This window comes from Pseudomonas sp. 57B-090624, from assembly GCF_003234055.1.
Lineage (GTDB): Bacteria > Pseudomonadota > Gammaproteobacteria > Pseudomonadales > Pseudomonadaceae > Metapseudomonas > Metapseudomonas tohonis.
In genome coordinates this window covers 17,057-43,938 of the sequence record NZ_QKRU01000005.1, presented here as the reverse complement: position 1 = coordinate 43,938, position 26,882 = coordinate 17,057, and the positions used below count along the sequence as shown (strand labels likewise).

Below are 26,882 nucleotides of genomic sequence, written 5' to 3'. Positions count from 1 at the left end.
ACCATGTCTTTTTTGCGCCCTCTCCTCGCCGCCGCCCTCATCGGCTTCTGCCTCGGTGCCACGCCCGTGCATGCCGCCGAACCACCGACCAGCGCCAAGGTCCAGCAGAGCCTGGACAACCTCGCCAGCCGCAAGCTGGCGGAAGCCGACCAGAAGGCCGTGCAGCAGGTGCTGGAGCAGACGCTCACCCAGCTGAGCAACCAGGCCGACAGCGAGAAACGCCTGGCCGACCTCAAGCGCCAGCTCAACGATGCACCGCGCCAGATCGCCGACGCCCAGCGTGAATTCACCCGCCTGAAGGCCAGCAAACCGGTCGATGTCGGCGAGCGCTACGGCAAATACTCCCTGGCCCAGCTCGACCAGTTGCTCAACCAGCGCAGCAGCCAGCTGGCCGGCTGGCAGAAGGACCTGGCCGAGGCCAACAGCCTGATCATCACCGCGCAGACCCGTCCCGAGCGCGCCCAGGCCGAGATCAGCAGCAACCAGGTGCGCACCCAGCAGCTCAACGCCATCCTCAAGGTCGGCAAGGACACCGGCAAGGTGATCACCGACGAGCAGCGCGACCAGTACAACGCCGAGCTGGCCGCCCTCGACGCCCAGACCCAGCTGCGCCGCCAGGAGCTGGCCGGCAACAGCCTGCTGCAGGACCTGGGCAACAGCCGCCGCGACCTGCTGGTCGAGCGCATCCACCGCCTGGAGCAGGAAACCCAGGCCCTGCAGTCGCTGATCAACGACAAGCGCCGGGAAAGCTCCGAGCAGACGGTGGCCGAACTCTCCCGCGAGGCGCAGAAGGCCACCCCCGACAGCCTGCTGGCGGCCGAAAGCTCCACCAACCTCAAGCTCTCCGACTACCTGCTGCGTTCCACCGACCGCCTCAACGAGCTGACCCAGCAGAACCTGCAGACCCGCCAGCAGCTGGACACCCTCAACCAGGCCGACCAGGCGCTGGAAGAGCAGATCAGCGTGCTCAAGGGCAGCCTGCTGCTGTCGAAGATCCTCTACCAGCAGAAGCAGGCCCTGCCGCACCTGAAGCTCGACGGCGACCTGGCCGACGAGATCGCCGACATCCGCCTCTACCAGTTCGAGCTCAGCCAGCAGCGCGACAAGCTCAACAACCCCCAGGCCTACGTCGACGACCTGCTGTCGCGCCAGCCCGCCGACCAGGTGACGCCGGAGCTGCGCGCCACCCTGCTCGACCTGGCCACCACCCGCACCGAACTGTTCGACCGCCTGAGCCGCGAGCTCAACGCCCTGCTCAACGAGTCCATCACCCTGCAGCTCAACCAGAAGCAGCTGCAGAGCACCTCCCAGGCGCTGCGCGCGACCCTGGAGGAGCAGATGTTCTGGATCCCCAGCAACAAGCCGCTGGACCTCGCCTGGCTGAAAAGCGCACCGCACTACCTCAAGCGCCAGCTGATGGACGTGCCCTGGGGCTCGGGCGTGGCCGAGCTGGGTGAAGGCCTGGTCGACCGTCCCTGGCTGTTCATCCCCCTGCTGCTGATGATCGGCGCGCTGTTGTGGCGCCGCAGCTGGCTCTACGAGAAGCTCACCGAGCTGCACCAGGACATCGGCCACTACAAGCGCGACAGCCAGATGCACACGCCCCTGGCACTGCTGCTGAACATTCTCCTGGCGATGCCGGTGACGCTGTTCCTCGCCCTCTGTGGCCTGGCCCTGCAGATCGACGCCCGCGGCCAGAACGCCACCCTCGGCGCCGCGCTGATGGAGATGGCCCAGGCCTGGCTGGTGTTCTACACCCTCTACCGCATCCTCGCCCCGGGCGGCGTCGCCGAGCTGCACTTCCGCTGGCCGCGCCCGCAGGTGGCGCTGCTGAGCAAGCAGATCCGCCGTCTCGGCATGGTGGTGATGGCCCTGGTGGCCGTGGTCACCGTGGCCGAGCACCAGCCCCAGGCCCTGGCCGAGGACGTCATCGGCATCATCGTCGTCATCACCTGCTACGCCCTGATGGCCCTGGTGCTGAGCAACCTGCTGCTGGCCGAGCCGATGCGCGAGCACACCTCGCCCTTCCGCTTCCTCATCGGCCTGGGCTTCACCCTGCTGCCGCTGGTGTTCATCGTCGCCGTCGGCTTCGGCTACTACTACACCTCGCTCAAGCTCACCGACCGCCTGATCAACACCCTCTACCTGCTGATCCTCACCCTGATCATCGAGGCCGCCTTCGTCCGCGGCCTGGCCGTCGCCGCCCGGCGCCTGGCCTACGCCCGCGCGCTGGCCAAGCGCCAGGCGCAGACCAAGGAGAACGCCGAAGGCGAGGAAGTGGCGGTGGAAGAGCCGACCCTGGACATCGAGCAGGTCAACCAGCAGTCCCTGCGCCTGATCCGCCTGGCCCTGCTCGGCGTCTTCATCGCCTCGATGTACCTGGTCTGGGCCGACCTGATCAGCGTCTTCGCCTACCTCGACGAAGTGACGCTCTACCAGTACGCCACCGGCACCGGCGCCGCCGCCACCCAGGTGCCCATCAGCCTGCTGGACGTGCTCGGCGCGCTGATCATCGCCGGCATCACCGCCGCGCTCGCACGCAACCTGCCGGGCCTCCTGGAAGTGCTGGTGCTGTCGCGCCTGAATCTGGCCCAGGGCAGTGCCTACGCCACCACCACGTTGCTCTCCTACGCCATCGCCGGCATCGGTTTCGTCAGCGCCCTGTCCACCCTCGGGGTCAGCTGGGACAAGCTGCAGTGGCTGGTGGCCGCGCTCTCGGTGGGTATCGGCTTCGGCATGCAGGCGATCTTCGCCAACTTCATCTCCGGCCTGATCCTGCTGTTCGAGCGCCCGGTGCGCATCGGCGACCTGGTGACCATCGGCACCGTCACCGGCACGGTGAACCGGATCCGCATCCGCGCCACCCACATCACCGACAGCGACCGCAAGGAAGTCATCGTTCCCAACCAGACCTTCCTCACCAGCCAGTTGATCAACTGGACGCTGACCGACACCGTCACGCGCATCGTGCTGGTCTACAACGTCAACCGCGGCGCCGACCTGGAGCTGGTGCGCAAGCTGCTGCTGCAAGCCACCCAGGAGAACACCCGCGTGCTGCGCGACCCGGCCCCCAACGTGCAGCTGAAGACCTACGGCGCCAGCACCCTGGAACACGAGCTGAAGATCTACGTGCGCGAACTGGGCGACCGGGGCCTGGCCACGGACGAGCTGAACCGGCGCATCGACCAGCTGTTCCAGGAGCACGGCATCAACATCTCCTCGGTGCCGAAGATGGACGTCATCCTCAGCCGCAAGAGCGTCGAGCACGCCCCCGCCGAGGAACAGGCGGCCGACGCCGCCGAAGAGCGCGCCAAGTAAGCCACCGCCACGCGGGGACCACCCATCCCCGCGATTTCCCCCGGCCCCGGCCGCGTGACAAGCTGAGCCCATGAAAAAACTCGACGACCTGCAGTTCGACAACCGCTTCGCCCGCCTGGGCGACGCCTTCTCCATCGAAGTCCTGCCCGACCCGCTGGACGACCCGCACCTGGTGGTGGCGAGCCCGGCGGCGATGGCCCTGCTCGACCTCGACCCGGCGCAAGCCGAGGAGCCCGTGTTCGCCGAGCTGTTCGCCGGGCACACGCTCTGGTCCGACGCCGCCCCGCGCGCCATGGTCTATTCCGGGCACCAGTTCGGCAGCTACAACCCGCGCCTGGGCGACGGCCGCGGCCTGCTGCTGGGCGAGGTGGTCAACCAGGCCGGCGAGCACTGGGACCTGCACCTCAAGGGCGCCGGCCAGACCCCCTACTCGCGCATGGGCGACGGCCGCGCGGTGCTGCGCAGCTCGATCCGCGAGTTCCTTGCCAGCGAGCACCTGCACGCCCTGGGCATCCCCAGCAGCCGCGCGCTGTGCGTCACCGGCTCCAGCACCCCGGTGTACCGCGAGAAGAAGGAGACCGGCGCCATGGTCCTGCGCCTGGCGCCGAGCCACGTGCGCTTCGGCCACTTCGAATACTTCTACTACACCCGCCAGCACGAGCAGTTGAAGACCCTCGGCGAGCACGTGCTGGCCTGCCATTTCCCCGAGTGCCTGGAGGCCGAGGAGCCCTGGCTGGCGATGTTCCGCGAAATCATCGAGCGCAACGCCGGGATGATCGCCCGCTGGCAGGCCTACGGCTTCTGCCACGGGGTGATGAACACCGACAACATGTCGATCCTCGGCATCACCTTCGACTACGGCCCCTACGCCTTCCTCGACGACTTCGACGCCAACCACATCTGCAACCACTCCGACGACAGCGGGCGCTACAGCTTCAGCAACCAGGTGCCCATCGCCCACTGGAACCTCGCCGCCCTGGCCCAGGCGCTGACGCCCCACATCGCCGTGGACGCCCTGCGCGAGGCGCTGGAGCTGTTCCTGCCGCTGTACCAGGCGGCCTGGCTGGACCTGATGCGCCGCCGCCTGGGCCTCACCCGCGCCGAAGAGGGCGACGAGGCCCTGGTGCAGCGCCTGCTGCAACTGATGCAGACCAGCGCGGTGGACTACACGCTGTTCTTCCGCCGCCTCGGCGAGACCACGCCCGAACAGGCGGTCGCGGTGCTGCGCGACGAGTTCGTCGACCTCGCCGGCTTCGATGCCTGGGCGGCGCAGTACGTGGAACGCGCCACCGGCGAAGGCGACGACCAGGACGCCCGCCGCCAGCGCATGCACGCGGTGAACCCGAAGTACATCCTGCGCAACTACCTGGCCCAGCGCGCCATCGAGGCCGCCGAGCAGGGCGACTTCGCCGAGGTGCGCCAGCTGCACGCCGTGCTCGCACGCCCCTTCGACGAGCAGCCCGGCATGGAGCGCTACGCCGAGCGGCCCCCGGAGTGGGGCAAGCACCTGGAGATCAGCTGCTCCTCCTGAGCCCCAGCGCGCGGCGAGGCCCTCAGCGCGCCAGCCCCTCCACCTGCTCCAGCCGCTGCAGCAGGTAGGGGAAGAAGGGATTGGACGTCGCCCGTTGCAGGGCGTCCATGTTCATCACCAGCACCCCGCGCTCACCCCGCAGCGACAGGTTGCCCAGGTGGATGCCGAAGTCGTCCGCCGCATCGGGGTGGCGGCCGTAGAGCCCGTCGCTGTCGGGGAACGGCAGCGCCACGTGGGACAGCGAGAACAGCTCGCGCGGGAAGGCCATGTCCAGGGGCCGGACCCACTCCTCGCGGCCACCGGCCTCGATCACCCGCTCGACCACCTCCCGGCTGCTCGCCGTGGCGTTGGTGATCACCGCCGTGCGATAGGCACGCGGTGGCGGCGGCAACAGCCGCGCCAGCGCCAGGCTGGCGTCCGGGCGCAACAGCGGGCCGAAGTCCACCGAGCGATTGATGTCGAACAGCACCAGCTCGCTGCCGTTGTCCGGGACCAGACGATAGAGCGACGCCACCACCGCCGAGGTGCTCACGGTCGCATCCACCACCGACTGGAAGGTCAGCAGCGGCGGCAGGCCCCGCAACCCGTCGCGCCGCGAGGCGCTCAGCAGCTGCTCCTGCAGCGCGGCGGTGAGCTGGTAGGACTGGCGCGCGCCGTTGACCGGGAAGGAGTTGTACTTGAAGGGGTTGTACTCGGGCAGCAGGTCGAGCCAGGCCGCCTTGGCGAAGGCCGGGAACACCGCCGGCAGGCCCGCCAGCCCGGCGAAACGCGCGTAGCCGGCGACCCCCAGCATGGGCGAGAGCAGCACCAGGCGTTCGGCACGCGGCAGGGACGGGTCCTCCAGCGCATCCAGCGAATATTTCAACGCCAGCGCACCGCCGTTGGAATAGCCCACCAGCCGCAACGGCCGCTGCGCCCCCACCAGCCGCCGGGCCTCGCGCATGGCCAGGCGGGTGGCGGCCAGCCACTGTTCCCAGCTCACGTCGGTCAGCGCCGCCGGCACCGTGCCGTGCCCGGGCAGGCGCAGGCCGAGCACCACAAAGCCCGCCTGGCGGTAACGCAGCGCCAGGTGGCGCAGGCTGTAGGGCGAATCGGTGAGGCCGTGCAGCATCACCACCGCGCCCACCGGCTCGCCTTCGGGACGCAGCACATAGGAGCGATTCCAGTCCTGGCGGAAACGGCCGGGGTACAGCGGGCTGCCCGGGAAATAGCGGTTGGCCGGCACCTGCTCCTCGGCGTCCAGCTGCTCGCTGACCTGTGCACGCACCTGCTCGAAGACGCGCGCCTCGGCGTTCATCCAGGCGCTCCAGTCGGCCTGGTCGAGCTCGCGCTCGTCGAGTTCCTCCGGCACGAACCTGTGCCAGGGCTCGAGTGTCGGCTCGCCCTGGATGTCCAGCACCCGCACGGCGAACACCAGTGACAGCGCCAAGGCCAGCAGCAGCGCGCCCCGGCCCGCCCACCGGATGATCCCAGCCCGCATCGTTCCCGCTCCGTCATGCCCCATGGTTCAGCCTTCGGCCAGCATCCAGCGCAGGCCCATGCGCACATGCTGCTCGGTGCTGTCCACCAGGGGCAGCGGTGAGTCGCAGCCCTCCAGCAGCAGGCCGATCTCGGTGCAGCCGAGGATCGCCGCCTGGGCACCCGCGGCTTGCAGCTGGCGCAGCTGGTCGAGGTAGAACGCCCGCGCCTCGGGGAGGAAGCGGCCCAGGCACAGCTCCTGGAAGATCACCCGGTCGATCTCCGCCATCGCCGTGGCGTCGGGCACCTGTACCTGGATGCCGAAACGCTCGTCCAGGCGCCGCCGGTAGAAATCCTCCTGCATGGTGAAGCGCGTGCCCAGCAGCGCCGCCCGCCCGCAGCCCAGCGCCTGCAGGGCCTCGCCCACACCATCGCCGATATGCAGCAGGGGGATGTCCACCGCCGCCTCGATCGCCGCCGCGACCTTGTGCATGGTGTTGGTGGCCAGCAGCAGGGCACCGGCGCCGGCGCGCTCCAATCCTTGCGCGGCGGCGGCCAGTTGGTGCCCGGCCTCGTCCCAGCCGCCGGACTTCTGCAGCGCGGCGATGCCGGCGAAATCCACCGAGTGCAGCAGCAACGGCGCCGAATGCAGGCCGCCGAGCTGGTCACGCACGCCCTCGTTGAGCAGCCGGTAGTAGCTCAGGGTCGACTCCCAGCTCATGCCGCCCAGTACACCCAATGTCCTCATCGCCACCTCTGCGCCAAAAGATCAAATCCTAGCCCAGCATCCCGGGGCGCCGGGCATACAGTTGCCGGGCAATCGGTGCGTACAGCCCCACGCTCGAGCGCCGCTGCGCACCGCCTCCGTCCAACAAAATTGGAATATGAACCTGCGGAAATCTTCTTAGACTCTCTAAGCAAAGCCGCTTATCTTCGCCGCCTGCTTATTCCGGCCTGTTCTACCACCCACTGTCAGGCGCCGTACCCCGCATGAAGATCCGCAACCTCGACCTCAGCCAGAGCCCGATCAACACCGAGCACGAGGCACTGGGCATTCCTCCCGTCGAGGATTTCGTCAGTCACCCCGACAACCATCCGGTGCTGCGCGCCGCGATGTGGTTCGCCGTGCTGGTGCTGGTCAGCCTGCTGGGCTTCCTCGCCTGGCGCCTGTTCTTCGGCGACCACGGCGGTGCCACCGGCCTGGACATCATCGAGCGTACCCTGAGCAGCCCGACCTTCTGGAGCGCCGTGGCCGTGGGCTTCCTCGCCCAGGTGGTCGATGGCGCGCTGGGCATGGCCTACGGCATCACCGCGACCACCTTCCTGCTCACCGCCGGCGCCTCGCCAGCGGCGGCCAGCGCCAGCGTGCACATCGCCGAAGTCTTCACCACCGGCCTCTCCGGCATCTCCCACGTGAAGCTGGGCAACGTCAACAAGTCCCTGTTCCTGCGCCTGCTGGTGCCGGGCATCATCGGCGCCGTGCTCGGCGCGGTGCTGATCACCACCTTCGACGGTGCCGCGCTCAAGCCCTTCATTTCCGCCTACCTGCTGCTGATGGGCCTGTACATCCTCAGCAAGGCCTACCGCCATGTGGCCCAGCGCCGGGCGCCGAAGCACGTGGCCAAGCTGGCCCTGTTCGGCGGTTTCGTCGACGCCGCCGGCGGCGGTGGCTGGGGCCCGGTGGTCACCAGCAGCCTGCTGGGCTCGGGCAGCGACCCGCGCACCACCATCGGCTCGGTGAACTTCGCCGAGTTCTTCCTGACCATTTCCAGCGCCACCTCCTTCATCCTCCTGGCCGGTGAGCTGAACACCTGGATGCTGGTGGCCGGGCTGGTCTTCGGCGGCCTGTTCGCGGCGCCCTTCGCCGCCATGCTGTGCAAGAAGCTGCCGGCGCGCACCCTGCTGACCCTGGTCGGCACCCTGATCACCCTGATCAGCGCCTTCAACATCTACATGGCCCTGCGCTGATCGGGCGGTTCTAGCCACCGAACTTTTCGGTCTAGCCGCGCCAGCCGCTGATTGCTCCAGGTCATTGACCGCACCCCTTCCGCTTTCACATGCTGCGCTCCTTCATCAGCCCCGAAGGAACGCAGCCACAATGAAACCGGAAACCCTCGCCATCCACGCCGGCTACAGCCCCGACCCGACCACGCGTGCGGTGGCGGTACCGATCTACCAGACCACCTCCTACGCCTTCGACGACACCCAGCACGGCGCCGACCTGTTCGACCTCAAGGTGCCCGGCAACATCTACACCCGCATCATGAACCCCACCAACGACGTGCTGGAGAAGCGCATCGCCGCGCTCGAAGGCGGCGTCGGCGCCCTGGCCGTGGCCTCGGGCATGGCCGCCATCACCTACGCCATCCAGACCGTCGCCGAAGCCGGCGACAACATCGTCTCGGTGGCCAAGCTCTACGGCGGCACCTACAACCTCTTCGCCCACACCCTGCCGCGCTCCGGCATCCAGGTACGCTTCGCCGCCCACGACGACATCGCCGCCCTGGAAGCACTGATCGACGAACGCACCAAGGCGGTGTTCTGCGAATCCATCGGCAACCCGGCGGGCAACATCATCGACCTCGCCGCCCTGGCCGCCGCCGCGCACCGCCATGGCGTGCCGCTGATCGTCGACAACACCGTGGCCACGCCCATCCTCTGCCGCCCCTTCGAACACGGCGCGGACATCGTCGTGCACTCGCTGACCAAGTACATCGGCGGCCATGGCAACAGCATCGGCGGCATCGTCGTCGACTCCGGGAAGTTCCCCTGGGCCGAAAACAAGGCGCGTTTCCCGCTGCTCAACACCCCGGACGCCTCCTACCACGGCGTGACCTACACCGAAGCCTTCGGCCCTGCAGCCTTCATCGGCCGCTGCCGCGTGGTGCCGCTGCGCAACATGGGCGCGGCGCTGTCGCCGTTCAACGCCTTCCTCATCCTCCAGGGGCTGGAAACCCTGCCCCTGCGCATGGAGCGCCACACCGAGAACGCGCTGAAGGTCGCCCACTTCCTCCAGGCCCACCCGCAGGTGGCCTGGGTGAAATACGCCGGCCTGCCGGACCACCCCGAGCACGAACTGGCCCAGCGCTACACGGCGGGCAAGCCGGCGGCGATCCTGTCCTTCGGCATCGTCGGCGGCGCGGAAGCCGGCGCACGCTTCATCGACGCGCTGAAGCTGGTGGTGCGCCTGGTGAACATCGGCGACGCCAAGTCCCTGGCCTGCCACCCGGCCTCCACCACCCACCGCCAGCTCAACGACGAGGAGCTGGAGAAGGCCGGCGTGCCGCGCGACATGGTGCGCCTGTCCATCGGCATCGAGCACATCGACGACATCCTCGCCGACCTCAGCCAGTCCCTCGAGGCCGCGCGGGGCTGATGCCCAGGGGTTGATATTCGGCGGGTCGGCTCCAGATCAGGGGAATCTGTTCCGGAGCCGACCATGACCGACCCCCTGATGATCCCCTGCGCCCACTGCGCCGGGCTCAACCGCATCCCCGCCGAGCGTCTGGGCGACTCGCCCCGCTGCGGTCACTGCAAGTCCGCCGTGGTCCCTGCCACGCCCTTCGACCTGAACGAAGCCGGCTTCGCCAAGCAACTGCGCGGCGACCTGCCCTTGCTGGTGGACGTCTGGGCCGACTGGTGCGGTCCCTGCAAGGCCTTCGCCCCCACCTACCAGCAGGCCGCCGCCCAGCTCCAGGGCCGCTGCCGCCTGGGCAAGCTGGACAGCGAGGCCAACCGCCAGCTGGCCGGGCAGCTCAACATCCGCTCCATTCCCACGCTGATCCTGTTCAAGGGCGGCGTCGAAGTCGCCCGGCAGAGCGGCGCCCTGCCCCTGCCGCAGTTGCTGGGCTGGCTGAAGAGCCAGGGGATCTAGAACGCCGGGGCGGGCTCAGCTCCGGCTAGCCTTGCCCGGCGTACATCTCGTTCAGCGCCCGCTGCATCTCCTCGGCGGAAACCTGCCGCGTGTGCGTGGAAATGGTCCAGGTATTGCCGAACGGATCGATGACCCGGCCCTCCCGCGAGCCGAAGAACATGTCGCTCACGGGGCTCAGCTCCCGAGCGCCTTCGCGGATCGCCCGGGCGAAGGTCGCGTCCGAATCGGGCACATAGATCTGCGCCAGCAGCGGCTGCTCCGGCCAGCCGTCCATGGCCTCGCCGAGGTTCACCCGCGAGTCGCCGAACCTCAGCTCGCAATGCACCACCTTGCCGTCCGGCGTCGTCAGGCGCAGCAGCTCCTCGGCGTCGAACACCGCCTGGTAGAACCTGACGGCGCTGGCCAGGTCGCTGACGATGCTGTTCGGTGTGACGGTGTTGAATCCCTGCGGTTTGAAGGTGGTGTCCATGGGCTTTCCCTGTCTGGCTGGAGCCAGCGCGACGTGCACAGGCCAGTCATTACCCTAGGCGATGAACGCTTTCGCTACCTGTTCCACAGGCCCGTGGCAACCCCACCGAAGGATCGGGTCCTGATCGTTTCGGTCACCCGGGCTGGTCGTCCCGGTCATTGCCGGCGGCGCGCATCCGGCTAGGCTCCTGGCATTCGCCCCGCCGGAGATCGTCATGCAATTCAACGAAGAGATGGCCCGCCACTTCACCGAGGACAAGATCGCCTTCGTGCGCCGCACGGGCCTGAAGGCCCTGACCCTGGAGCCCGGCTACGTGAAACTGCTGGTGCCCCTGGCCGGCAACGAGAACCACATCGGCACCCTGTACGCCGGCGCCCTCTTCACCCTGGCGGAGATCCCCGGCGGCGCGCTGTTCATCACCAGCTTCGACACCCGCCGCTTCTACCCCATCATCAAGGACATGAACCTGCGCTTCCGCCGCCCGGCCAAGGGCGACATCAGCGTCGAGGCGCGCCTCGGCGCCGAGGAGATCGAGCGCATCCAGGCCGAGGCGAGCGCCAACGGCAAGGCCGACTACCTGCTGGAGCTGGACCTGGTGGACGCCAGCGGCGAGGTGGTGGCGCAGAGCCGCGGGCTTTACCAGCTGCGTGCCCACTGAGCCAGGGGCGGATTGCCCTGGATCAAGTTGCCGCGCGGCGAATTGCCCCAGAGTGGCACCTCACCCGGAGGTGCCATCCATGTTCAGCCATATCCTCATCGCCCATGACCTGAGCCGCGAGGCCGACCTCGCCCTGCAACGCGCCGTGGACCTCGCGCGCCAGTACGACGCCCGCCTGACCCTGCTGCACGTGCTCGAAGACCACCTGCCCAACGCGCTGCAGGAAAGCCTGCGCGAAGCCGCTCAGCGCCTGTTCCAGCAACGCCTGGAGCAGCTCGGTGCGCCTCCCACCCAGGTGCTGCTGCGCAAGGGCCGCCCGGCGCTGCAGATTCTCGAAGAGGTGGAAGAGAGCCAGGCCGACCTGCTGGTGATCGGCAACCACCACCACAACGCACCGGAGCTGTTCATCGGCACCACACTGGAGCGTGTCGCCCGGCACATCGACATCCCCTTGCTGCTGGCGGTGGGCGAGAGGCCCGCCCCCTACCGCAAGGGCTTCACCGCGCTGGACTTCTCCCTCTGCGCCTGCGACGCCCTGCGCAGCGCCTGCAGCCTGCTGACCGCCGAAGGCCACCTGCAGGCCGTGAACGTGATGGAGGTGACCGGCCGCCTGCTGGCCAAGGCGGGCAGCGCCGGCGAATACCTCAAGACCCAGCGCGAGCTGCTGGAGCAATTGCTGAAGGATGAACTGGGCAACGTGAAGGCCGCCCCGAAGATCAGCCTGCAGGTCACCCACGGAACCCTGCCACGCGCCCTGGACGAGGCCATCGCCGCGACCCAGCCGCAGTTCATCACCCTCGGCAGCCACGGCCGCAGCATGATCTCCCAGGCGCTACTGGGCAGCCTGGCGCTGCATTACCTGCAGCGCCCGCCCTGTGATGTGCTGGTGGTGAAGTAAGAAGTCGAGCCGCAAGCGGCAAGCCGGAAGCCGGAAGCCGGAAGCCGGAAGCTTCAAGCTTCAAGCTTCAAGCTTCAAGCTTCAAGCTTCAAGCTTCAAGCTTCAAGCTTCTAGAAGATTGTGCAGTTCGATGAATTGCTGGGTCAGCTTGTGGCCGCGGTCCAGGTGGATCAGCGGGGTGCAGGCCTGGTGGGACTCGCGCATCTTCACCGAGCTCATCAGGTTCACCGGCAGCACCGGCAGGCCCTCGGCGATGAGTTCGTCCAGCAGTTGCTGGGGCAGGCTGGCGCGGGGCTGGAACTGGTTGACCACGATGCCTTCGACCTCCAGGCCCTCGTTGTGGTCTTCCTTCAGCTCTTCGATCTCGGCCAGCAGGCCGTAGAGGGCATTGCGCGAGAAGCTGTCGCAATCGAAGGGGATCAACACACGATCCGCCGCGATCAGCGCCGAAACCGTGTAGAAATTCAAGGCCGGCGGCGTATCCAGGTAGATGCGGTCGTAGTCCTCGGCCAGCTCGTCCAGCAGCTTCGCCAGCTTGTTGATCTTGTGCTTGGCCTCGAGCTTGGGCTGCAGGTCGGCCAGCTCCGCCGTGGCGGTGATCACATGCAGGTTGTCGAAGGGCGTCTCGTAGATATCCACCTTGCCCTTCTTGCTGAAGGGCCCGGACGACAGGGTCTGCTTGAAGAAATCGGCGATCCCCATGGGGATGTCGTCACCGGTGAGGCCGGTCAGGTAGTGGGTGGAGTTGGCCTGTGTGTCGAGGTCGATCAGCAGCGTGCGATAGCCCTCCGAGGCACTGACCGCCGCCAGGTTGCAGGCGATGCTCGACTTGCCTACGCCGCCCTTCTGATTGAACACCACTCGCCGCATCGCACACCTCCCGGATCCCTTGGATAGTCCGGGATTCTATGCAAAGCCCGTGACAAGGGCGAGCACTGCCGGGGCTTTCTTACCGGCGGGTATTTATGTGCCTTACATCTGAAGATTGTGTCTGAAGTTTGCGAAGTAACACGGCGCTCGGGGATAATGCGGCACTTTGCTATGGCGTCATCGACAAGGCCTTTGTCGTTCAGGGATTGCCAGTCGACAAGGACGCCCACAGGGGCCGAAAAGAGCTCTTAGCGTGACTCACTTCAGCATCGAACAATGGCGTGCCTGGGCCCCGGGCCTGGAAAGCGAGGACGACTGGCGCGCCTGGTGCAGGCAGCCGTTCGCGCCCGCCGACACCGAAATCCAGCCCGATGTCTCCTTCCTCCCCGCCATGCAGCGGCGTCGCCTGTCGCGCCTCGCACGCATGGCGATGAGCGTCGCCTGGCCCCTGGCCGCCGAGGGCGAGCAACTGCCCATGGTGTTCGCCTCGCGCCACGGCGAGACGCCGCGCACCCTGGCACTGCTGCAGGACCTGGCGCGCGGCGAGCCGCTGTCACCCACCCAGTTCAGCCTCTCGGTGCACAACGCGATCATCGGCCAGTGGTCGATCCTGCGCGGCGACACCAGCGAGATGACCGCCCTGGCCGCCGAAGGCGACGGCCTGGAGCACGCGGTCCTGGAAGCTGCCGGCATGCTCGCCGAGGGTGCCCCGGCCGTGCTGCTGGTGGTCACCGAGGAAAGCCCGCCGGAGATCTACCGCCCCTGGGTGGAGGATGTGCCCTTCCCCTACGCCGTCGCCCTCAGGCTCGCGCCCGGCGACCAGTGGCAGCTGAGGCTGTCCCCCGAAGCGCCGGAACAGGCGCCGGAACCCTGGCCCCACGCACTGGGCCTGCTGCAAGCACTGCTCAACGATCTGCCCCACCGTCAGCATCAATGGAAGAGCCGTAAATGGACCTGGCAACGCAACCGGCCCTGAACGCCCGCCCCAACGCCCCCTACTGGTGGCGCCTGATCGCCACCGCCCTGTCCTTCACCCTGTTCGGGGTCGGCGGGGTGCTGCTGCGCATCGTCGTGTTCCCGCTGCTCTCGCTGCTGCCGGGCGACGCCACCGACCACCGCCGCCGTGCCCGCGCCACCACCAGCCGGCTGTTCTGGCTGTTCGTCCAGTTCATGTACCGCAGCGGCGTGCTCACCTACGAGGTTGAAGGCGCGGAACGCCTGGGGCGCCCCGGGCAGATGATCATCGCCAACCACCCCTCGCTGATCGACGTGGTGGTGCTGATCGCCCTGATCCGCGACACCAACTGCGTGGTCAAGCAGAGCCTGTGGGACAACCCCTGCATGCGCGGCCCGATCCGCGCCGCCCAGTACATCAGCAACAGCGGCAGCATGGACATGCTCGACGAGGCCGCCGCCGCCCTGCAGGAAGGCCAGACCCTGATTGTCTTCCCCGAAGGCACCCGCACCACGCCGGGGCAGGCCCCGCAGTTCCACCGTGGCGCGGCCGCCATCGCCCTGCGCGGCGCCCGCATCGTCACCCCGGTGACCATCAGCGTGACCCCGACCACCCTGACCAAGGCCGAGCCCTGGTACAGCATTCCGTCGCGGCGCTTCCACTTCCACCTGCGCGTCGGCCACGACATCGACCCGCAGAGCTTCGCCTCACAGGGGTCGGCACCCATCGCTTCGCGCCGCCTCAACGACCATCTGCATCAACATTTCATGAAGGAGCTCGGCCTGGATGAGCGCTCTGCAGCTTGAGATCAAGAACCTGATCATCGAGGCCCTGGGCCTCGAAGACATCGGCCCCGACGACATCGACGCCGAACAGACCCTGTTCGGCGAAGGCCTGGGCCTGGACTCGGTGGACGCCCTGGAACTGGGCCTGGCCATCCAGAAGCGCTTCGGCATCAAGATCGACGCCGATGCCAAGGACACCCGCAAACACTTTGCCAACGTGGCCAGCCTCGCGGCCTTCGTCTCGGCACAGAAAGCCGCCTGAGGAAAAGACCGCGATGCAAACCCGTGACGAGATCTTCACCACCCTGCGCGACGCCCTGGTCGAACTCTTCGAGCTGGACCCGGCGCAGATCAGCCTGGAATCCAACCTCTACGAGGACCTGGAGATCGACAGCATCGACGCCGTCGACCTGATCGACCACATCAAGCGCCACACCGGCCGCAAGATCGCCGCCGAGGACTTCAAGGCCGTGCGCACCGTCAGCGACGTGGTCGAGGCCGTGCACCGCCTGGTGAACGAGCCCGCATGAGCCGCCTGATCGGGCTGCTGCTGGTGCTGGCCGGGCTGGGCTACCCCTTCGCCGTGTACTACGGCATGGAGCACCTGTCGCCGCGCCTGTTCGCCCTGCTGCTGGGCGGCCTCTGGCTGGCCCGCAGCCTGAGCGCCGCGCAACGCCCCGGCAACCGCTGGACGGCCGTCGCCGCCCTGGGTTTCTGCCTGCTGCTGGGGCTGGTCAACCAGGCCGAACTGCTGCGCTGGTACCCGGTGCTGATGAGCGCCGCACTGCTGGGCCTGTTCGGCGCCAGCCTGTTCCACGGCACCCCGCTGGTGGAACGCCTGGCACGCCTGCGCGAGCCCGAACTGCCCGAGGTGGCGGTGCGCTACACCCGTCGCGTCACCGCCGTCTGGGCCGGGTTCTTCCTCGCCAACGGCCTGGTCGCCGCCGGCCTCACCCTGTGGGCACCGCTGAGCTGGTGGACCCTCTACACCGGCTTCATCGCCTACCTGCTGATGGGCCTGCTGTTCGCTGGCGAATGGCTGGTGCGCCAGCGTGTACGGAGGTTCGCGTGAGCTGGATCGCCCTGCAGGACCTGCTGCTGCAGGCCGACCCGCGACGCCCGGTCACCCTGGCACCGGCACTGGACCAGACCGCCCTCGCCGAGCAGGCCCTGCGCCTGGCCGGTGCCTTCCAGGCCCGCGGCATCCAGCGCATTGCGCTGTATCTGGAAGACGGCGCCGAGCTGGCCGCAGCCCTGCTGGGCGCCTGGCGCGCCGGCATCGAGGTGCTGCTGCCGGCCGACGCCCAGGCGCAGACCCGCAAGCGCCTGGGCGAACACTGCGACCTCTGGCTCGACGGCCTCGATGGCCTCGATGGCCTCGACGCCGAGCCCCTGGCCCCCGCCGCGCTGGACCTGGAGGCCTGCCGCCTGGTGCTGTGCACCTCCGGCTCCAGCGGCGAAGCCAAGCTGATCGACAAGACCCTGCGCCAGCTGGCCAACGAAGTCGAAGCCCTGGAAGCCCTCTGGGGCGCCGACCTGGCCGGTGCCACCCTGGTCGCCAGCGTCTCCGCCCAGCACATCTACGGCCTGCTGTTCCGCGTGCTCTGGCCCCTGTGCGCCGGCCGCCCCTTCGTGCGCCGGGCCCAGCCCTTCGCCGAGGACATCCAGCAGGCCAGCCTGGAGGCCGGCGACTTCGCCTGGATCGCCAGCCCCGCCCTGCTCAAGCGCATGGGCGACAACCTCGACTGGCCCGCCCTGCGCGGCGTGCGCCGGGTGTTCTCCTCCGGCGGCGCCCTGCCCGAAGACGCCGCTGCCGAGCTGCAGCAGCGCCTCGGCCAGTGGCCCACCGAGATCTACGGCAGCTCCGAGACCGGCGGCATCGCCTGGCGCCAGGGCGGCGCCCTGTGGCAGCCCTTCGCCGGCGTGGCGGTCGGCCAGGACGCCGACGGCGCCCTGCACCTCGCCTCGCCCTACCTGCCCGCCGGCCACCGCGAGCAGACCGCCGATGCCGTGCGCATCGACGCCGACGGCCGCTTCGAACTGCTCGGCCGCCTCGACCGCATCGTCAAGCTGGAAGAAAAACGCATCTCCCTGCCCATGCTGGAGCAGGCCCTGGGCGAACACCCCTTCGTCGCCGAAGCGCGCCTGGGCGTGGTGCAGGAAGGCCGCGCCTTCCTCGGCGCGCTGGTGGCCCTGAGCGCCGAGGGCATCCATGCCCTGCGCAACCAGGGTCGGCGCACCGTCACCGAAACCCTGCGCCGCCACCTGGCCGGCCACTGCGAAGCCATCGCCCTGCCGCGCCGCTGGCGCCTCGTGCGGCAACTGCCGTGGAGCAGCCAGGGCAAGCTGCCCCAGGCGCTGGTGGAGAACCTGGTCAAGGCCCCCCGCCCGAAGACGGTGGAGCCGCTGGCCAGCCGCGAGATCGACGGCGAATGGCAGCTGGATCTGGAAGTACCGCTGGACCTGGCGCACTTCTCCGGCCACTTCCCGCGCACCCCGGTGCTGCCCGGCGTGGTGCAGATCGACTGGGCCCAGCACCTCGCCCGCCAGGTGATGGCCCTGCCCCCGCGCTTCGCCGGCATGGAGGTGCTGAAGTTCCAGCAACTGGTCCGCCCCGGCGACCGCCTGCAGCTGTCCCTGCGCTTCGACACCGACAAGGGCAAGCTCTACTTCGCCTACCGCAACGGCGAAGCCGCCTGCTCCTCCGGGCGCATCCTGCTGGTGGCCGACCATGCGTAAGGCCTTCGCCACCCTGAACGGCACGCGCGCCGGTTCCCACAGCGTTCAAGAACGCGTGCTGCACGAGGTTCCTGCGCAGTACATGGCCCTCTCCAGCTCGGCGGGTGGGGCGGGGACAACGCCCCTTCAGGAGGCCGAGCGGAATCGTTGCAGAGGGAGTCGAGCGGCATGGATGCCGCGAGAGGCGCGATCTGGCCAGGGATGGCCTGTCGCGCCGGGCTCCCGGCGCAACGATGGGAGCGAGGGCACCCCGGCGCAGCCGGGGCCGGATGCAGGGGCAAGCCCTTTTGGTTCCTTTTGGGGCGACTGCCAAAAGGGACTCGCCCGGCAAGGCGAAACAGAGACTCGACGCACACTCGGCCATGAACCGGGCCCCGAAACCCACCCGCAATGCCCGATGCCGACATGAACCCGTTCAAGCCCTGCGCCGTCATCCCCGTCTACAACCACGAGCATGCCCTGCCCCTGGTGGTCGACGCCCTGCGCCAGCACGGCCTGCCCTGCGTGCTGGTGGACGACGCCTCCAGCCCCGCCTGCGCCCAGGTGATGGACCAGTTGGCCACCCAGCCCGACGTCCACCTGGTGCGCCTGGCAGTGAACCAGGGCAAGGGCGGCGCCGTCATGGCCGGCCTGCGCGAAGCCGGCCGGCTGGGCTTCTCCCACGCCCTGCAGGTGGACGCCGACGGCCAGCACGACCTCGCCGACGTGCAGCGCTTTCTCGCCGCCGCCCAGGCCCGCCCGGGCGAGCTGATCTGCGGCTACCCGCAGTACGACGAAAGCGTGCCGAAAAGCCGCCTCTACGCCCGCTACCTGACCCACGTCTGGGTGTGGATCAACAGCCTCTCGCTGTCGATCCGCGACGGCATGTGCGGCTTCCGCGTCTACCCCCTGGCCCCGACCCTGGCGCTCACCGAGTCCACCCGCCTCGGCAAGCGCATGGACTTCGACCCGGAGGTCCTGGTGCGCCTGGCCTGGCGCAACCAGCCCATGCACTGGCTGCCGACCAAGGTGCACTACCCGCTGGACGGGCTCTCGCACTTCCGCCTGTTCCACGACAACGCGCTGATCTCCAAGATGCACGCCAAGCTGTTCTTCGGCATGCTCCTGCGCGCACCACTGATCCTCTGGCGCAGGTGCCGGCCATGAGCGAGGGGCACTGGGCGCGCCAGGACGAACGCGGCAGCTTCCTGCTGATGAAACTCACCGCCCTGGCGGTGCGCCACCTGGGCCGTCGCGTGCTCAGCCCGCTGCTCTACGTCATCGTCTTCTACTTCTTCCTCTTCGGTGCCAAGGCCCGCCGCAGCGCCCGGCGCTACCAGGCCAACCTCGCCGCCTGGAGCGGTCGCCCGGAGCTGGCGCCCACCCTCGGCTCGGTGTTCGCCCAGTTCATGGCCTTCGCCGACGCCCTGCTGGACAAGCTCGACATCTGGCGCGGCAAGCTGCCCCTGGAGCGCATCGAACTGGTGGACCCGACCGGCCTGCGCCAGCGGTTGCGTGGCGGGCGCGGCCAACTGCTGGTCGGCGCCCACCTGGGCAACCTGGAGGTGTGCCGCGCCCTGGCCGAGCTGGGCGAGAAGGTGCAGATGAACGTGTTGGTGCACACCCGCCACGCCGAGCGCTTCAACCGCCTGCTGGGCGAGGCCGGCGCCAGCCACCTGCGACTGATCCAGGTCAGCGAGCTGGACCCGGCGATCATGCTGCAACTGAGCGAGCGCCTGGAGCGCGGCGAGTGGCTGGCGATCGCCGGCGACCGCGTGCCGCTGCATGGCGGGCGCACCGTCCAGGTCGACTTCCTCGGCCACCCGGCCGCCTTCCCCCAGGGCCCCTGGCTGCTGGCCGGGCTGCTCAAGTGCCCGCTCAACCTGATGACCTGCCTGAAGATCGACGGCCGCTACAAGGTCTTCCTCGAACCCTTCGCCGAGCGCGTGCAATGGCGCCGCAGCGAGCGTGACGCGGTGATCGAAGGCTGGGTCCAACGCTATGCCCAGCGCCTCGGCGAGCTGTGCCTGAAGGCCCCCGAGCAATGGTTCAACTTCTATCCGTTCTGGAACGAACATGACGACACATCAGCCTGAACCCGTGGTCTTCGGCGAGCTGCCGCTGTCCATCGAGCAGGTCGTGGCCCTCTCCCAGCGCCGCGCCCCCGCCCTGCTGCAGGGCGACGCCGCCTGGCGCGAGCGCATCGCCAAGGGCGCGCGCTTCCTCGACACCCTGCTGGACAAGGAAGGCGTGATCTACGGCGTCACCACCGGCTATGGCGACTCCTGCGTGGTGGCCGTGCCGCTGGAGCAGGTCGAGGCCCTGCCGCGCCACCTGTTCACCTTCCACGGCTGCGGCCTGGGCAAGGTGCTGGACGAGGCCGCCACCCGCGCGGTGCTGGCGGCCCGCCTGCAGTCGCTGTGCCACGGCGTTTCCGGCGTGCGCGTGGAGCTGCTGGAGCGCCTGCAGGCCTTCCTCGAGCACGACGTGCTGCCGGTGATCCCGGAAGAGGGCTCGGTGGGCGCCAGCGGCGACCTCACCCCGCTGTCCTATGTGGCCGCCACCCTCTCCGGCCAGCGTGACGTGTTCTACAAGGGCCAGCGCCGCAGCGCCGCCGAGGTGCACGCCGAACTGGGCTGGGCGCCCCTGGTGCTGCGCCCCAAGGAAGCCCTGGCGCTGATGAACGGCACCGCCGTGATGACCGCCCTGGCCTGCCTGGCCTACGCCCGCGCCGACTACCTGCTGCAACTGGCCACCCGCATCACCGCGCTCAACGTGGTGGCGCTGGAGGGCAACCCGGAGCACTTCGACGAGCGCCTGTTCGCCGCCAAGCCGCACCCGGGGCAGATGCAGGTGGCCGCCTGGCTGCGCCAGGACCTGGCCATCGACGCGCCCACGCCGCCGCTGCACCGCCTGCAGGACCGCTACTCGCTGCGCTGCGCCCCCCATGTGCTGGGCGTGCTGGCCGACAGCCTGGGCCTGCTGCGGCAGTTCATCGAGACCGAGCTGAACAGCGCCAACGACAACCCGCTGATCGATGCCGAGGCCGAGCGCGTGCTTCACGGCGGGCACTTCTACGGCGGCCACATCGCCTTCGCCATGGACAGCCTGAAGAACCTGGTGGGCAACGTCGCCGACCTGCTCGACCGCCAGCTCGCCCTGCTGGTGGACGTGCGCTACAACCACGGCCTGCCGAGCAACCTCTCCGGCGCGCCCCAGGCCACGGCGATGATCAACCACGGCTTCAAGGCCGTGCAGATCGGCGCCAGCGCCTGGACCGCCGAGGCGCTGAAGAACACCATGCCGGCCAGCGTCTTCTCGCGCTCCACCGAATGCCACAACCAGGACAAGGTGAGCATGGGCACCATCGCCGCCCGCGACGCCCTGCGCAGCCTGGAACTCACCGAGCAGGTGGCCGCCGCCACCCTGCTGGCCGCCAACCAGGGCGTCTGGCTGCGCCAGCGCGAGAACCCGCGCGCGCTGCCCGAGCCGCTGACCGCCATGCACCGGCAACTGGCCGGGGACTTCCCGCCGGTGATCGAGGACCGCGCCCTGGAAGGCGAGCTGCGCCTGTGCCTGGAGCGTATCCGCGCCCGCCACTGGAGGCTCTATGCGTAGCGCCGGGGTGATCCAGGCCGAGGTGGAAGTCCTCGTGCCCTTCTTCGACGTCGACATGATGGAAGTGGTCTGGCACGGCCACTACGTCAAGTACCTGGAAGTGGCCCGTTGCGCCCTGCTCGACAAGCTCGGCCACAACTACTCGCAGATGCGTGACGCCGGCTACGCCTGGCCCATCATCGACCTGCAGCTGCGCTACATCCGTGGCGCCCGCTTCGGCCAGAGGATCGTCGTGCGTGCCGACCTGGTGGAATGGGAGAACCGCCTGAAGATCAACTACCTGATCACCGACGCCGCCACCGGTGAGCGCCTGACCCGGGGCAGCAGCGTGCAGGTGGCGGTGGAGATCGCCACCCGCGAAATGCTGCTGGCCTCGCCCAGGGTGTTCGTCGATGCCGTGGAGCGGGCACTGCCATGACCGCCCGCCTGCTGCGCGCCGCGCTGCTGGTGCCAGCCCTGCTGGCGGGCTCGCTCGCCCACGCCTTCGACCTCGACCAGCTCGCCGCGCAACTGGGCAAGCCCGCCGTGGTGCGCGGCCCCTTCGTGCAGGAGAAACACCTGCGCGCCCTGCCCAGGCCGCTGACCAGCGAAGGGCACTTCGTGCTCTCCCGCGAGCAGGGGCTGCTCTGGCTGCTGCGTAAACCGCTGCAGCAGGACTACCGCATCGGCGCCGCCGGCATCGCCCGTCGTGTCGACGGCCACTGGCAGGCCCAGCCCGGCCAGGACGTCGCCGCCCAGCAGAGCCGCCTGTTCCTCGCCGTGCTCAAGGGTGACCACCAGGGCCTGGCCCGCGACTTCCAGTTGCAGCTCAGCGGCGACGCCGCGCACTGGCAGCTGCACCTGACGCCGAACTCCCTGCTGCTCAAGCAGATCTTCAGTGCCATCCAGATCGAGGGTGGCGCCCTGGTGGAACGCATCGAACTGCGGGAGACCCAGGGCGACAGCACCGTGCTGCGCCTGCCGGCGAGCGAAGCGGGCGATGCCCTCGATGCCACGGAGGCGCGCGACCTTGCGCCCTGAACGCCTGCTGCCACGCCTGTTCCTGCTGGGCCTCGTTGCCCTGCTGGCGCTGGCCGCCTGGCAATGGCGCAACGGCCCGCCGGTGGCCGCCGACATGCTCGCCCTGCTGCCCCAGGGCGCCGGCGATGCCTGGGTGCAACGTGCCGAACAACGCATGCAGGAGCCGCTGAACCGCGAGGTCCTGCTGCTGGTGGGCCACACCGACGCCGGCCGTGCCCAGGCACTGGCCCGGCGCATCGCCGAGCGCTGGCAGCAGGAGCCGCGCTTCGAGCGCGTGCACTGGAGCCTGCAGGCCGACCTGCCGGCCTTGCGCCAGCAACTGCGGGACAACCGCCTGGCGCTGCTGCCCCGGGCCGATCGCGCGCTGCTGGAGCAGGAACCCGGGCGCTTCATCGCCCAACGCGCGGAACGCCTGTTCGACCCCTTCTCCGCCGTCGCCCTGGTGCCGACCGAAAGCGACTGGCTGGGCCTCGCCGGCCTCGCGCAGAAGGCACTGGTGCCCGCCAGCCGGGTGCAGGCCGACCTGGCCAGCGGCGCCCTGCAGGTGCAGGACGGCGATACCACCTGGGTGCTGCTGCGTGCCCGCACCCGGGACGGCGCCTTCGACATGCAGGCACCGCCCTGGCTGGCCGGCGAAGTGGCCGGCGCCCGCCGGCAGGTCGAAGCCGATGGCGGTCGCCTGCTCGCCGCCAGCGGCCTGCTCCACGCCGCCGCCGGGCAGGCCAAGGCCGCCCGCGAGATCAGCCTGATCGGTGGCGGCGCCAGCCTCGGCACGCTGTTGCTGATGCTGCTGGTGTTCCGCCGCCCGCGCACCCTGCTCAGCCTGTTGCCGGTGGGCCTGGCCCTGGGCGCGGGCTGCAGCGCCTGCGTGCTGGTGTTCGGCGAGATCAACGCGCTGACCCTGGTGCTCGGCGCCAGCCTCACCGGCGTCGCCGCCGACTACCCGCTGCACTACCTGAGCAAGAGCTGGACCGGCCAGCCCTGGCGCGCCTGGCAGGCGGTGCGCGACACCCTGCCGGGGCTCAGCCTGAGCCTGGGCACCAACCTGATCGGCTACCTGGCCCTGGCCTTCACCCCCTTCCCGGCATTGACCCAGATCGCGGTGTTCTCCGCCGCCGGCCTGGTCACTGCCTACCTCTGCTCGGTGTGCCTGCTGCCAGCGCTGCTGGGCAACCTGCGCCTGACACCACCACGCGCGCCCCTGCACCTGGCCGAGCGCCTGCTGGAGGGCCGCGAGCGCCTGCTGGCACGCACCGGCAGCCTGCCCTGGCTGCTGGCCCTGCTGGCCTTCAGTGCCGCCGGCCTGTGGCAGGTGCAGCTGCAGAACGACCTGCGCCAGTGGCTCGGTGCCGAGCCGCGCCTGCTCGACGAGGCCCGCGAGATCGCCCGCCTCACCGGCCTGCAGCCCACCAGCCAGTTCTTCCTGGTGCGCGGCGACAGCCAGGAGCAGATGCTCCAGCGCCAGGCCGAGCTGGCCGAGCGCCTCGACCGCGCCGTGGCCGACGGCAACCTGCAGGGCTACCGCGCCCTCAGCCAGCTGGTCCCACCCGGCACCGAGCGCCAGGCCCTGCGTGATGCCCTGGCGCGCCTGCCGCAACACTGGCAGCCATTGCTGGAGCTTGGCATCCCCGCCCAAGCGCTGGAGAACGAGATCGCCCAGCTGCGCACGCAGCCCGTGCAGGACCTCGACACGGCCCTGGCCGGCACCCTGGGCGAGGCCTGGCGCCCGCTCTGGCTGGGCGTCGACGCCCAGGGCCGCGCCGCCGGCATCGTCAGCCTGCAGGGCCTGGCCTCGCCAATGCTGATGGCCGACGCCGCCGAGGGCCTGGAAGGCGTGCAACTGGTCGACCGCATCGGCGAGCTGAACCGCCTGTTCGCCGCCACCCAGCTCAGCGCTGCGGAACTCAAGCTGGCGTCCTGCCTGGCCATCCTCCTCCTGCTGTGCATCCCCTTCGGCTTCGGCGGTTCGCTGCGCATCGTGGCGCTGCCGCTGCTGGCGGCGCTGGCCGCCCTGGCGTGCCTCGGCTGGCTGGGCCAGCCGCTGACCCTGTTCAGCCTGTTCGGCCTGCTGCTGGTCACCGCCATCGGCGTGGACTACGCGATCCTCATGCGCGAGGCGGTGGGCGGCGCGGCGGTGAGCCTGCTGGGCACGCTGCTGTCGGGCCTGACCAGTTGGCTGTCGTTCGGCCTGCTGCTGCTCAGCCAGACCCCGGCCATCGCCAACTTCGGCCTGACCATCAGCCTCGGGCTGTTCTTCTGCTTCCTGCTGGCGCCCTGGGCGCAGGCCGCGCAACCCCATGGCAAGGAGGTGCCGGCATGAGCGTCGTCCTGTTCTGGATCGGCCTGCTGGCGCTGTTCGCCCTGGCCACCTGGCTGGGTCGCCTGCTGGGCCTGATCCCCATCGTCAGCCAACTGTTGCTGGCCAGTTTCGGCCTGCCCCTGGTGATGCTCTGGCTGGCCGCGCCGGTGGGCCTGGACAACGCCCAGGTGCTGGCCGCGCCCTGGCTCGAGCCGCTGTACGGCGTGGCCTTCACCCTGCTGCTGGGGCACATCCTCAGCGATGTGATCGACCTGCGCCTGGAAGCGGCCAGCGTGAAGATCGCCCTGCCGAGCTTCTTCCTGCCGTTCTTCTGCGGCCTGGGCTGTGCCCTCTGGCTGCTGCCCGCCGACGGCCTGCTCTCGGCCACCGCCGTGGGCCTGCTGTTCGCCCTGACGGCGATCCCGGTGCTGTTCCTCTACCTGCGCCACCTGGGCTACGCCGAGGCGAGCATACGCCGCCTGCTGCAGGCGGCGATCCTGATGGACCTGATGTGCTGGAGCATCTTCGCCCTGGCCCAGGGCAGCGCCGCGCCCGGCACGCTGCTCTGGCCGCTGCTGGCCGCCCTGCTGCCCCTGGCGCTGCACCTGGCGCGGGTGCGGGCGCCGCTGGCCTACAGCCTGGCCTTCTTCGCGCTGCTGCTGACGCTGCAGCAGCTCGAGCTCAACGCCCTGGTGTTCGGCATCGCCTACCTGCTGGTGATGGCCCTGCTGCGCGTGCCGTTCCGCCTGCCGCTGCCGGTGCGCGTCTTCCATGGCGCGCAGGTGTGGCTGGCGGTGCCGCTGATCCTCGCCTTCGGCCTGCTGCAGATCGACTGGCACACGGCCTGGCAGAACTATTCCTGGCTGCAGTTCGGCGCCCTGCTGGTGTTGCCCATCGTCAGCAAGCTGGCGGGCAACTGGCTGGGCCTGTCCTGGGCCGAGGGCCGCCTGGCGGCCAGCCCGGTGAAGTGGCGCGAGACCGTGCTGCTCAATACCCGCGGCCTGACCGAGATCGTCTTCCTCAACCTTCTGTTCCAGCAGCACATCATCAGCGCGCAGCTGTATTTCGCGCTGATGCTGATGGGACTGATCGCCACCCTGTTGCCGGCCCTGACGCGCAGAGCGCACGCGGTCGCCACCCCCGCCCCGGAAAGGAGTCCCCATGAAGCCCATTGAAATCCAGCAGCGCCAGGTCGTGGTCATCGGTGCCGGCCCCTCCGGCGCCATCGCCGCCGCCCTGCTCAAGCGCAAGGGCCACGACGTGCTGATCCTCGAACGCCAGCGCTTCCCGCGCTTCTCCATCGGCGAGAGCCTGCTGTCCCATTGCCTGGACTTCATCGAAGAAGCGGGGATGCTCGACGCGGTCATGGCCGCCGGCTTCCAGATCAAGCACGGCGCGGCCTTCGCCTGGGGCGAGCGCTACACCGCCTTCGACTTCCGCGACAAGTTCACCCCCGGCAAGGGCACCACCTTCCAGGTACAGCGGGCCGACTTCGACAAGCTGCTGGCCGACCAGGCGGCGCTGCAGGGCGTGGAAATCCGCTACGAGGAAGAGATAGTCGCCGCCGAGTTCGGGGGTGATTGCCCGCAGCTCACCGTGCGCCGCCTGGATGGCAGCGAGTACCAGGTGGAGACCGCCTTCGTCCTCGACGGCAGCGGCTACGGCCGGGTGCTGCCGCGCCTGCTGGACCTGGAGGCGCCGTCCAGCTTCCCGGTGCGCCAGGCGGTGTTCACCCATATCGAGGACCGCATCGAGGACGCCGGCTTCGACCGCGAGAAGATCCTCATCAGCATCCACCCCGAGCACCGTGACATCTGGTTCTGGCTGATCCCCTTCAGCAACGGCCGCTGCTCCCTGGGCGTGGTGGGCGAGGCCGGCCGCTATGCGGGCCGCCCCGAGGACCTGGATGCCTGCCTCAAGGGCTTCATCGCCGAGACGCCGAACCTGCGCCGCCTGCTGGCCAATGCCGTGTGGGACACCCCGGCCCGCTCCCTGGGCGGCTACTCGGCCAACGTGAAGGCCTTGCACGGCCCGGGCTTCGCCCTGCTGGGCAACGCGGCCGAGTTCCTCGACCCGGTGTTCTCCTCCGGCGTGACCATCGCCATGCGCTCGGCGAGCATGGCCGCGGCCGTGCTCGACCGGCAGCTGGACGGCGAGCAGGTGGACTGGGAAAGCGAGTTCGCCACGCCGCTGAAGAAGGGCGTGGACACCTTCCGTGCCTATGTCGAGGGCTGGTACGAGGGCAGCTTCCAGGACGTGATCTTCCATGAAGGCGGGTCGCCGGAAATCCGCGGGATGATCTGCTCGATCCTCGCCGGCTACGCCTGGGACGCGCGCAACCCCTTCGTCGCCGAGCCCAAGCGCCGCCTGCGCATGATCAGCGAATTCTGCGCCACGGAATGAGGGAGCCG

At 69.3% G+C, this 26,882-nt stretch carries 25 protein-coding genes; 21 read left to right on the top strand and 4 right to left on the bottom strand.

The annotated features are described in order from the left end of the window. The first annotated feature begins 3 nt into the window (after positions 1 to 3). A complete protein-coding gene (gene mscK / locus DMX10_RS03600) occupies positions 4 to 3,318 on the top strand; it encodes a mechanosensitive channel MscK (protein WP_111259818.1) in 3,315 nt (1,104 codons plus the stop codon). Positions 3,319 to 3,388: 70 nt separating this feature from the next. Then, positions 3,389 to 4,849, top strand: a complete 1,461-nt coding sequence (selO, locus tag DMX10_RS03595; protein WP_111259817.1) for a protein adenylyltransferase SelO — start codon at positions 3,389 to 3,391, stop codon at positions 4,847 to 4,849. 22 nt (positions 4,850 to 4,871) lie between these two features. On the opposite strand, the gene DMX10_RS03590 is transcribed toward selO, so the two are convergent. Both DMX10_RS03590 and DMX10_RS03585 read right to left on the bottom strand, forming a co-directional pair. Then, on the bottom strand, positions 4,872 to 6,329 hold the full coding sequence (locus tag DMX10_RS03590) for a carboxylesterase (protein ID WP_111259816.1): 1,458 nt from the start codon (positions 6,327 to 6,329) through the stop codon (positions 4,872 to 4,874). A gap of 27 nt (positions 6,330 to 6,356) precedes the next feature. After that, positions 6,357 to 7,055: an aspartate/glutamate racemase family protein gene (locus DMX10_RS03585; protein ID WP_111259815.1), complete on the bottom strand. Its 699-nt coding sequence runs from the start codon at positions 7,053 to 7,055 to the stop codon at positions 6,357 to 6,359. A gap of 242 nt (positions 7,056 to 7,297) precedes the next feature. Here DMX10_RS03585 and DMX10_RS03580 point away from each other — a divergent pair, with 242 nt between their 5' ends. The 3 genes from DMX10_RS03580 (at position 7,298) to trxC (ending at position 10,181) form a co-directional block, all read left to right on the top strand. Beyond that, a complete protein-coding gene (locus tag DMX10_RS03580) occupies positions 7,298 to 8,275 on the top strand; it encodes a sulfite exporter TauE/SafE family protein (protein WP_111259814.1) in 978 nt (325 codons plus the stop codon). Between the two features lie 130 nt (positions 8,276 to 8,405). Continuing rightward, positions 8,406 to 9,683: a bifunctional O-acetylhomoserine aminocarboxypropyltransferase/cysteine synthase gene (locus DMX10_RS03575; RefSeq protein ID WP_111259813.1), complete on the top strand. Its 1,278-nt coding sequence runs from the start codon at positions 8,406 to 8,408 to the stop codon at positions 9,681 to 9,683. 63 nt (positions 9,684 to 9,746) lie between these two features. Next, positions 9,747 to 10,181 carry a thioredoxin TrxC gene (trxC, locus tag DMX10_RS03570; RefSeq protein ID WP_111259812.1) on the top strand — a complete coding sequence of 145 codons (435 nt, stop codon included), beginning with the start codon at positions 9,747 to 9,749 and terminating at the stop codon, positions 10,179 to 10,181. Between the two features lie 25 nt (positions 10,182 to 10,206). Here the strand turns inward: trxC and DMX10_RS03565 are convergent, their stop codons facing one another. Further along, positions 10,207 to 10,650: a VOC family protein gene (locus DMX10_RS03565; RefSeq protein WP_111259811.1), complete on the bottom strand. Its 444-nt coding sequence runs from the start codon at positions 10,648 to 10,650 to the stop codon at positions 10,207 to 10,209. 214 nt (positions 10,651 to 10,864) lie between these two features. Here DMX10_RS03565 and DMX10_RS03560 point away from each other — a divergent pair, with 214 nt between their 5' ends. Both DMX10_RS03560 and DMX10_RS03555 read left to right on the top strand, forming a co-directional pair. Beyond that, a complete protein-coding gene (locus DMX10_RS03560; protein WP_111259810.1) occupies positions 10,865 to 11,308 on the top strand; it encodes a YiiD C-terminal domain-containing protein in 444 nt (147 codons plus the stop codon). A gap of 79 nt (positions 11,309 to 11,387) precedes the next feature. Further along, the gene (locus tag DMX10_RS03555; protein ID WP_111259809.1) at positions 11,388 to 12,206 is read left to right on the top strand and encodes a universal stress protein; all 819 of its coding nucleotides are present in this window, start codon (positions 11,388 to 11,390) and stop codon (positions 12,204 to 12,206) included. 102 nt (positions 12,207 to 12,308) lie between these two features. Here the strand turns inward: DMX10_RS03555 and DMX10_RS03550 are convergent, their stop codons facing one another. Continuing rightward, on the bottom strand, positions 12,309 to 13,076 hold the full coding sequence (locus DMX10_RS03550) for a ParA family protein (RefSeq protein WP_111259808.1): 768 nt from the start codon (positions 13,074 to 13,076) through the stop codon (positions 12,309 to 12,311). Positions 13,077 to 13,329: 253 nt separating this feature from the next. On the opposite strand from DMX10_RS03550, the gene DMX10_RS03545 reads away from it, so the two are divergent. The 14 genes from DMX10_RS03545 (at position 13,330) to DMX10_RS03480 (ending at position 26,874) form a co-directional block, all read left to right on the top strand. After that, the gene (locus DMX10_RS03545; RefSeq protein ID WP_111259807.1) at positions 13,330 to 14,052 is read left to right on the top strand and encodes a beta-ketoacyl synthase chain length factor; all 723 of its coding nucleotides are present in this window, start codon (positions 13,330 to 13,332) and stop codon (positions 14,050 to 14,052) included. Continuing rightward, a complete protein-coding gene (locus DMX10_RS03540) occupies positions 14,025 to 14,837 on the top strand; it encodes a 1-acyl-sn-glycerol-3-phosphate acyltransferase (RefSeq protein WP_111259806.1) in 813 nt (270 codons plus the stop codon). Before DMX10_RS03545 ends, DMX10_RS03540 begins: the two co-directional genes overlap by 28 nt. After that, on the top strand, positions 14,818 to 15,078 hold the full coding sequence (locus tag DMX10_RS03535) for a phosphopantetheine-binding protein (protein ID WP_021219835.1): 261 nt from the start codon (positions 14,818 to 14,820) through the stop codon (positions 15,076 to 15,078). Before DMX10_RS03540 ends, DMX10_RS03535 begins: the two co-directional genes overlap by 20 nt. A gap of 13 nt (positions 15,079 to 15,091) precedes the next feature. After that, positions 15,092 to 15,346: an acyl carrier protein gene (locus DMX10_RS03530; RefSeq protein ID WP_021219836.1), complete on the top strand. Its 255-nt coding sequence runs from the start codon at positions 15,092 to 15,094 to the stop codon at positions 15,344 to 15,346. Further along, positions 15,343 to 15,888: a hypothetical protein gene (locus DMX10_RS03525; RefSeq protein ID WP_111259805.1), complete on the top strand. Its 546-nt coding sequence runs from the start codon at positions 15,343 to 15,345 to the stop codon at positions 15,886 to 15,888. The genes DMX10_RS03530 and DMX10_RS03525 overlap by 4 nt, the downstream gene beginning before the upstream one ends. Beyond that, positions 15,885 to 17,555, top strand: coding sequence for an acyl-CoA synthetase family protein (locus DMX10_RS03520; RefSeq protein ID WP_111259804.1), 1,671 nt, complete (start codon positions 15,885 to 15,887; stop codon positions 17,553 to 17,555). The genes DMX10_RS03525 and DMX10_RS03520 overlap by 4 nt, the downstream gene beginning before the upstream one ends. Before the next feature lie 405 nt (positions 17,556 to 17,960). Next, entirely contained in the window at positions 17,961 to 18,701 is a 741-nt protein-coding gene (locus DMX10_RS03515) for a glycosyltransferase family 2 protein (protein ID WP_111259904.1), read from the top strand. Beyond that, on the top strand, positions 18,698 to 19,630 hold the full coding sequence (locus DMX10_RS03510; RefSeq protein WP_111259803.1) for a glycosyl transferase: 933 nt from the start codon (positions 18,698 to 18,700) through the stop codon (positions 19,628 to 19,630). Before DMX10_RS03515 ends, DMX10_RS03510 begins: the two co-directional genes overlap by 4 nt. Then, a complete protein-coding gene (gene hutH / locus DMX10_RS03505; RefSeq protein WP_111259802.1) occupies positions 19,611 to 21,152 on the top strand; it encodes a histidine ammonia-lyase in 1,542 nt (513 codons plus the stop codon). The genes DMX10_RS03510 and hutH overlap by 20 nt, the downstream gene beginning before the upstream one ends. Then, a complete protein-coding gene (locus tag DMX10_RS03500; RefSeq protein WP_111259801.1) occupies positions 21,145 to 21,570 on the top strand; it encodes a thioesterase family protein in 426 nt (141 codons plus the stop codon). Before hutH ends, DMX10_RS03500 begins: the two co-directional genes overlap by 8 nt. Continuing rightward, positions 21,567 to 22,172, top strand: coding sequence for an outer membrane lipoprotein carrier protein LolA (locus tag DMX10_RS03495; protein WP_111259800.1), 606 nt, complete (start codon positions 21,567 to 21,569; stop codon positions 22,170 to 22,172). The genes DMX10_RS03500 and DMX10_RS03495 overlap by 4 nt, the downstream gene beginning before the upstream one ends. Next, positions 22,141 to 24,492, top strand: coding sequence for an MMPL family transporter (locus DMX10_RS03490; RefSeq protein WP_111259903.1), 2,352 nt, complete (start codon positions 22,141 to 22,143; stop codon positions 24,490 to 24,492). Before DMX10_RS03495 ends, DMX10_RS03490 begins: the two co-directional genes overlap by 32 nt. Continuing rightward, positions 24,489 to 25,646 (top strand): sodium:proton antiporter, encoded by a 1,158-nt coding sequence (locus tag DMX10_RS03485; protein ID WP_111259799.1) that lies wholly within the window; start codon positions 24,489 to 24,491, stop codon positions 25,644 to 25,646. Before DMX10_RS03490 ends, DMX10_RS03485 begins: the two co-directional genes overlap by 4 nt. Then, on the top strand, positions 25,633 to 26,874 hold the full coding sequence (locus DMX10_RS03480; protein WP_111259798.1) for an NAD(P)/FAD-dependent oxidoreductase: 1,242 nt from the start codon (positions 25,633 to 25,635) through the stop codon (positions 26,872 to 26,874). Before DMX10_RS03485 ends, DMX10_RS03480 begins: the two co-directional genes overlap by 14 nt. Positions 26,875 to 26,882: the final 8 nt, after the last annotated feature.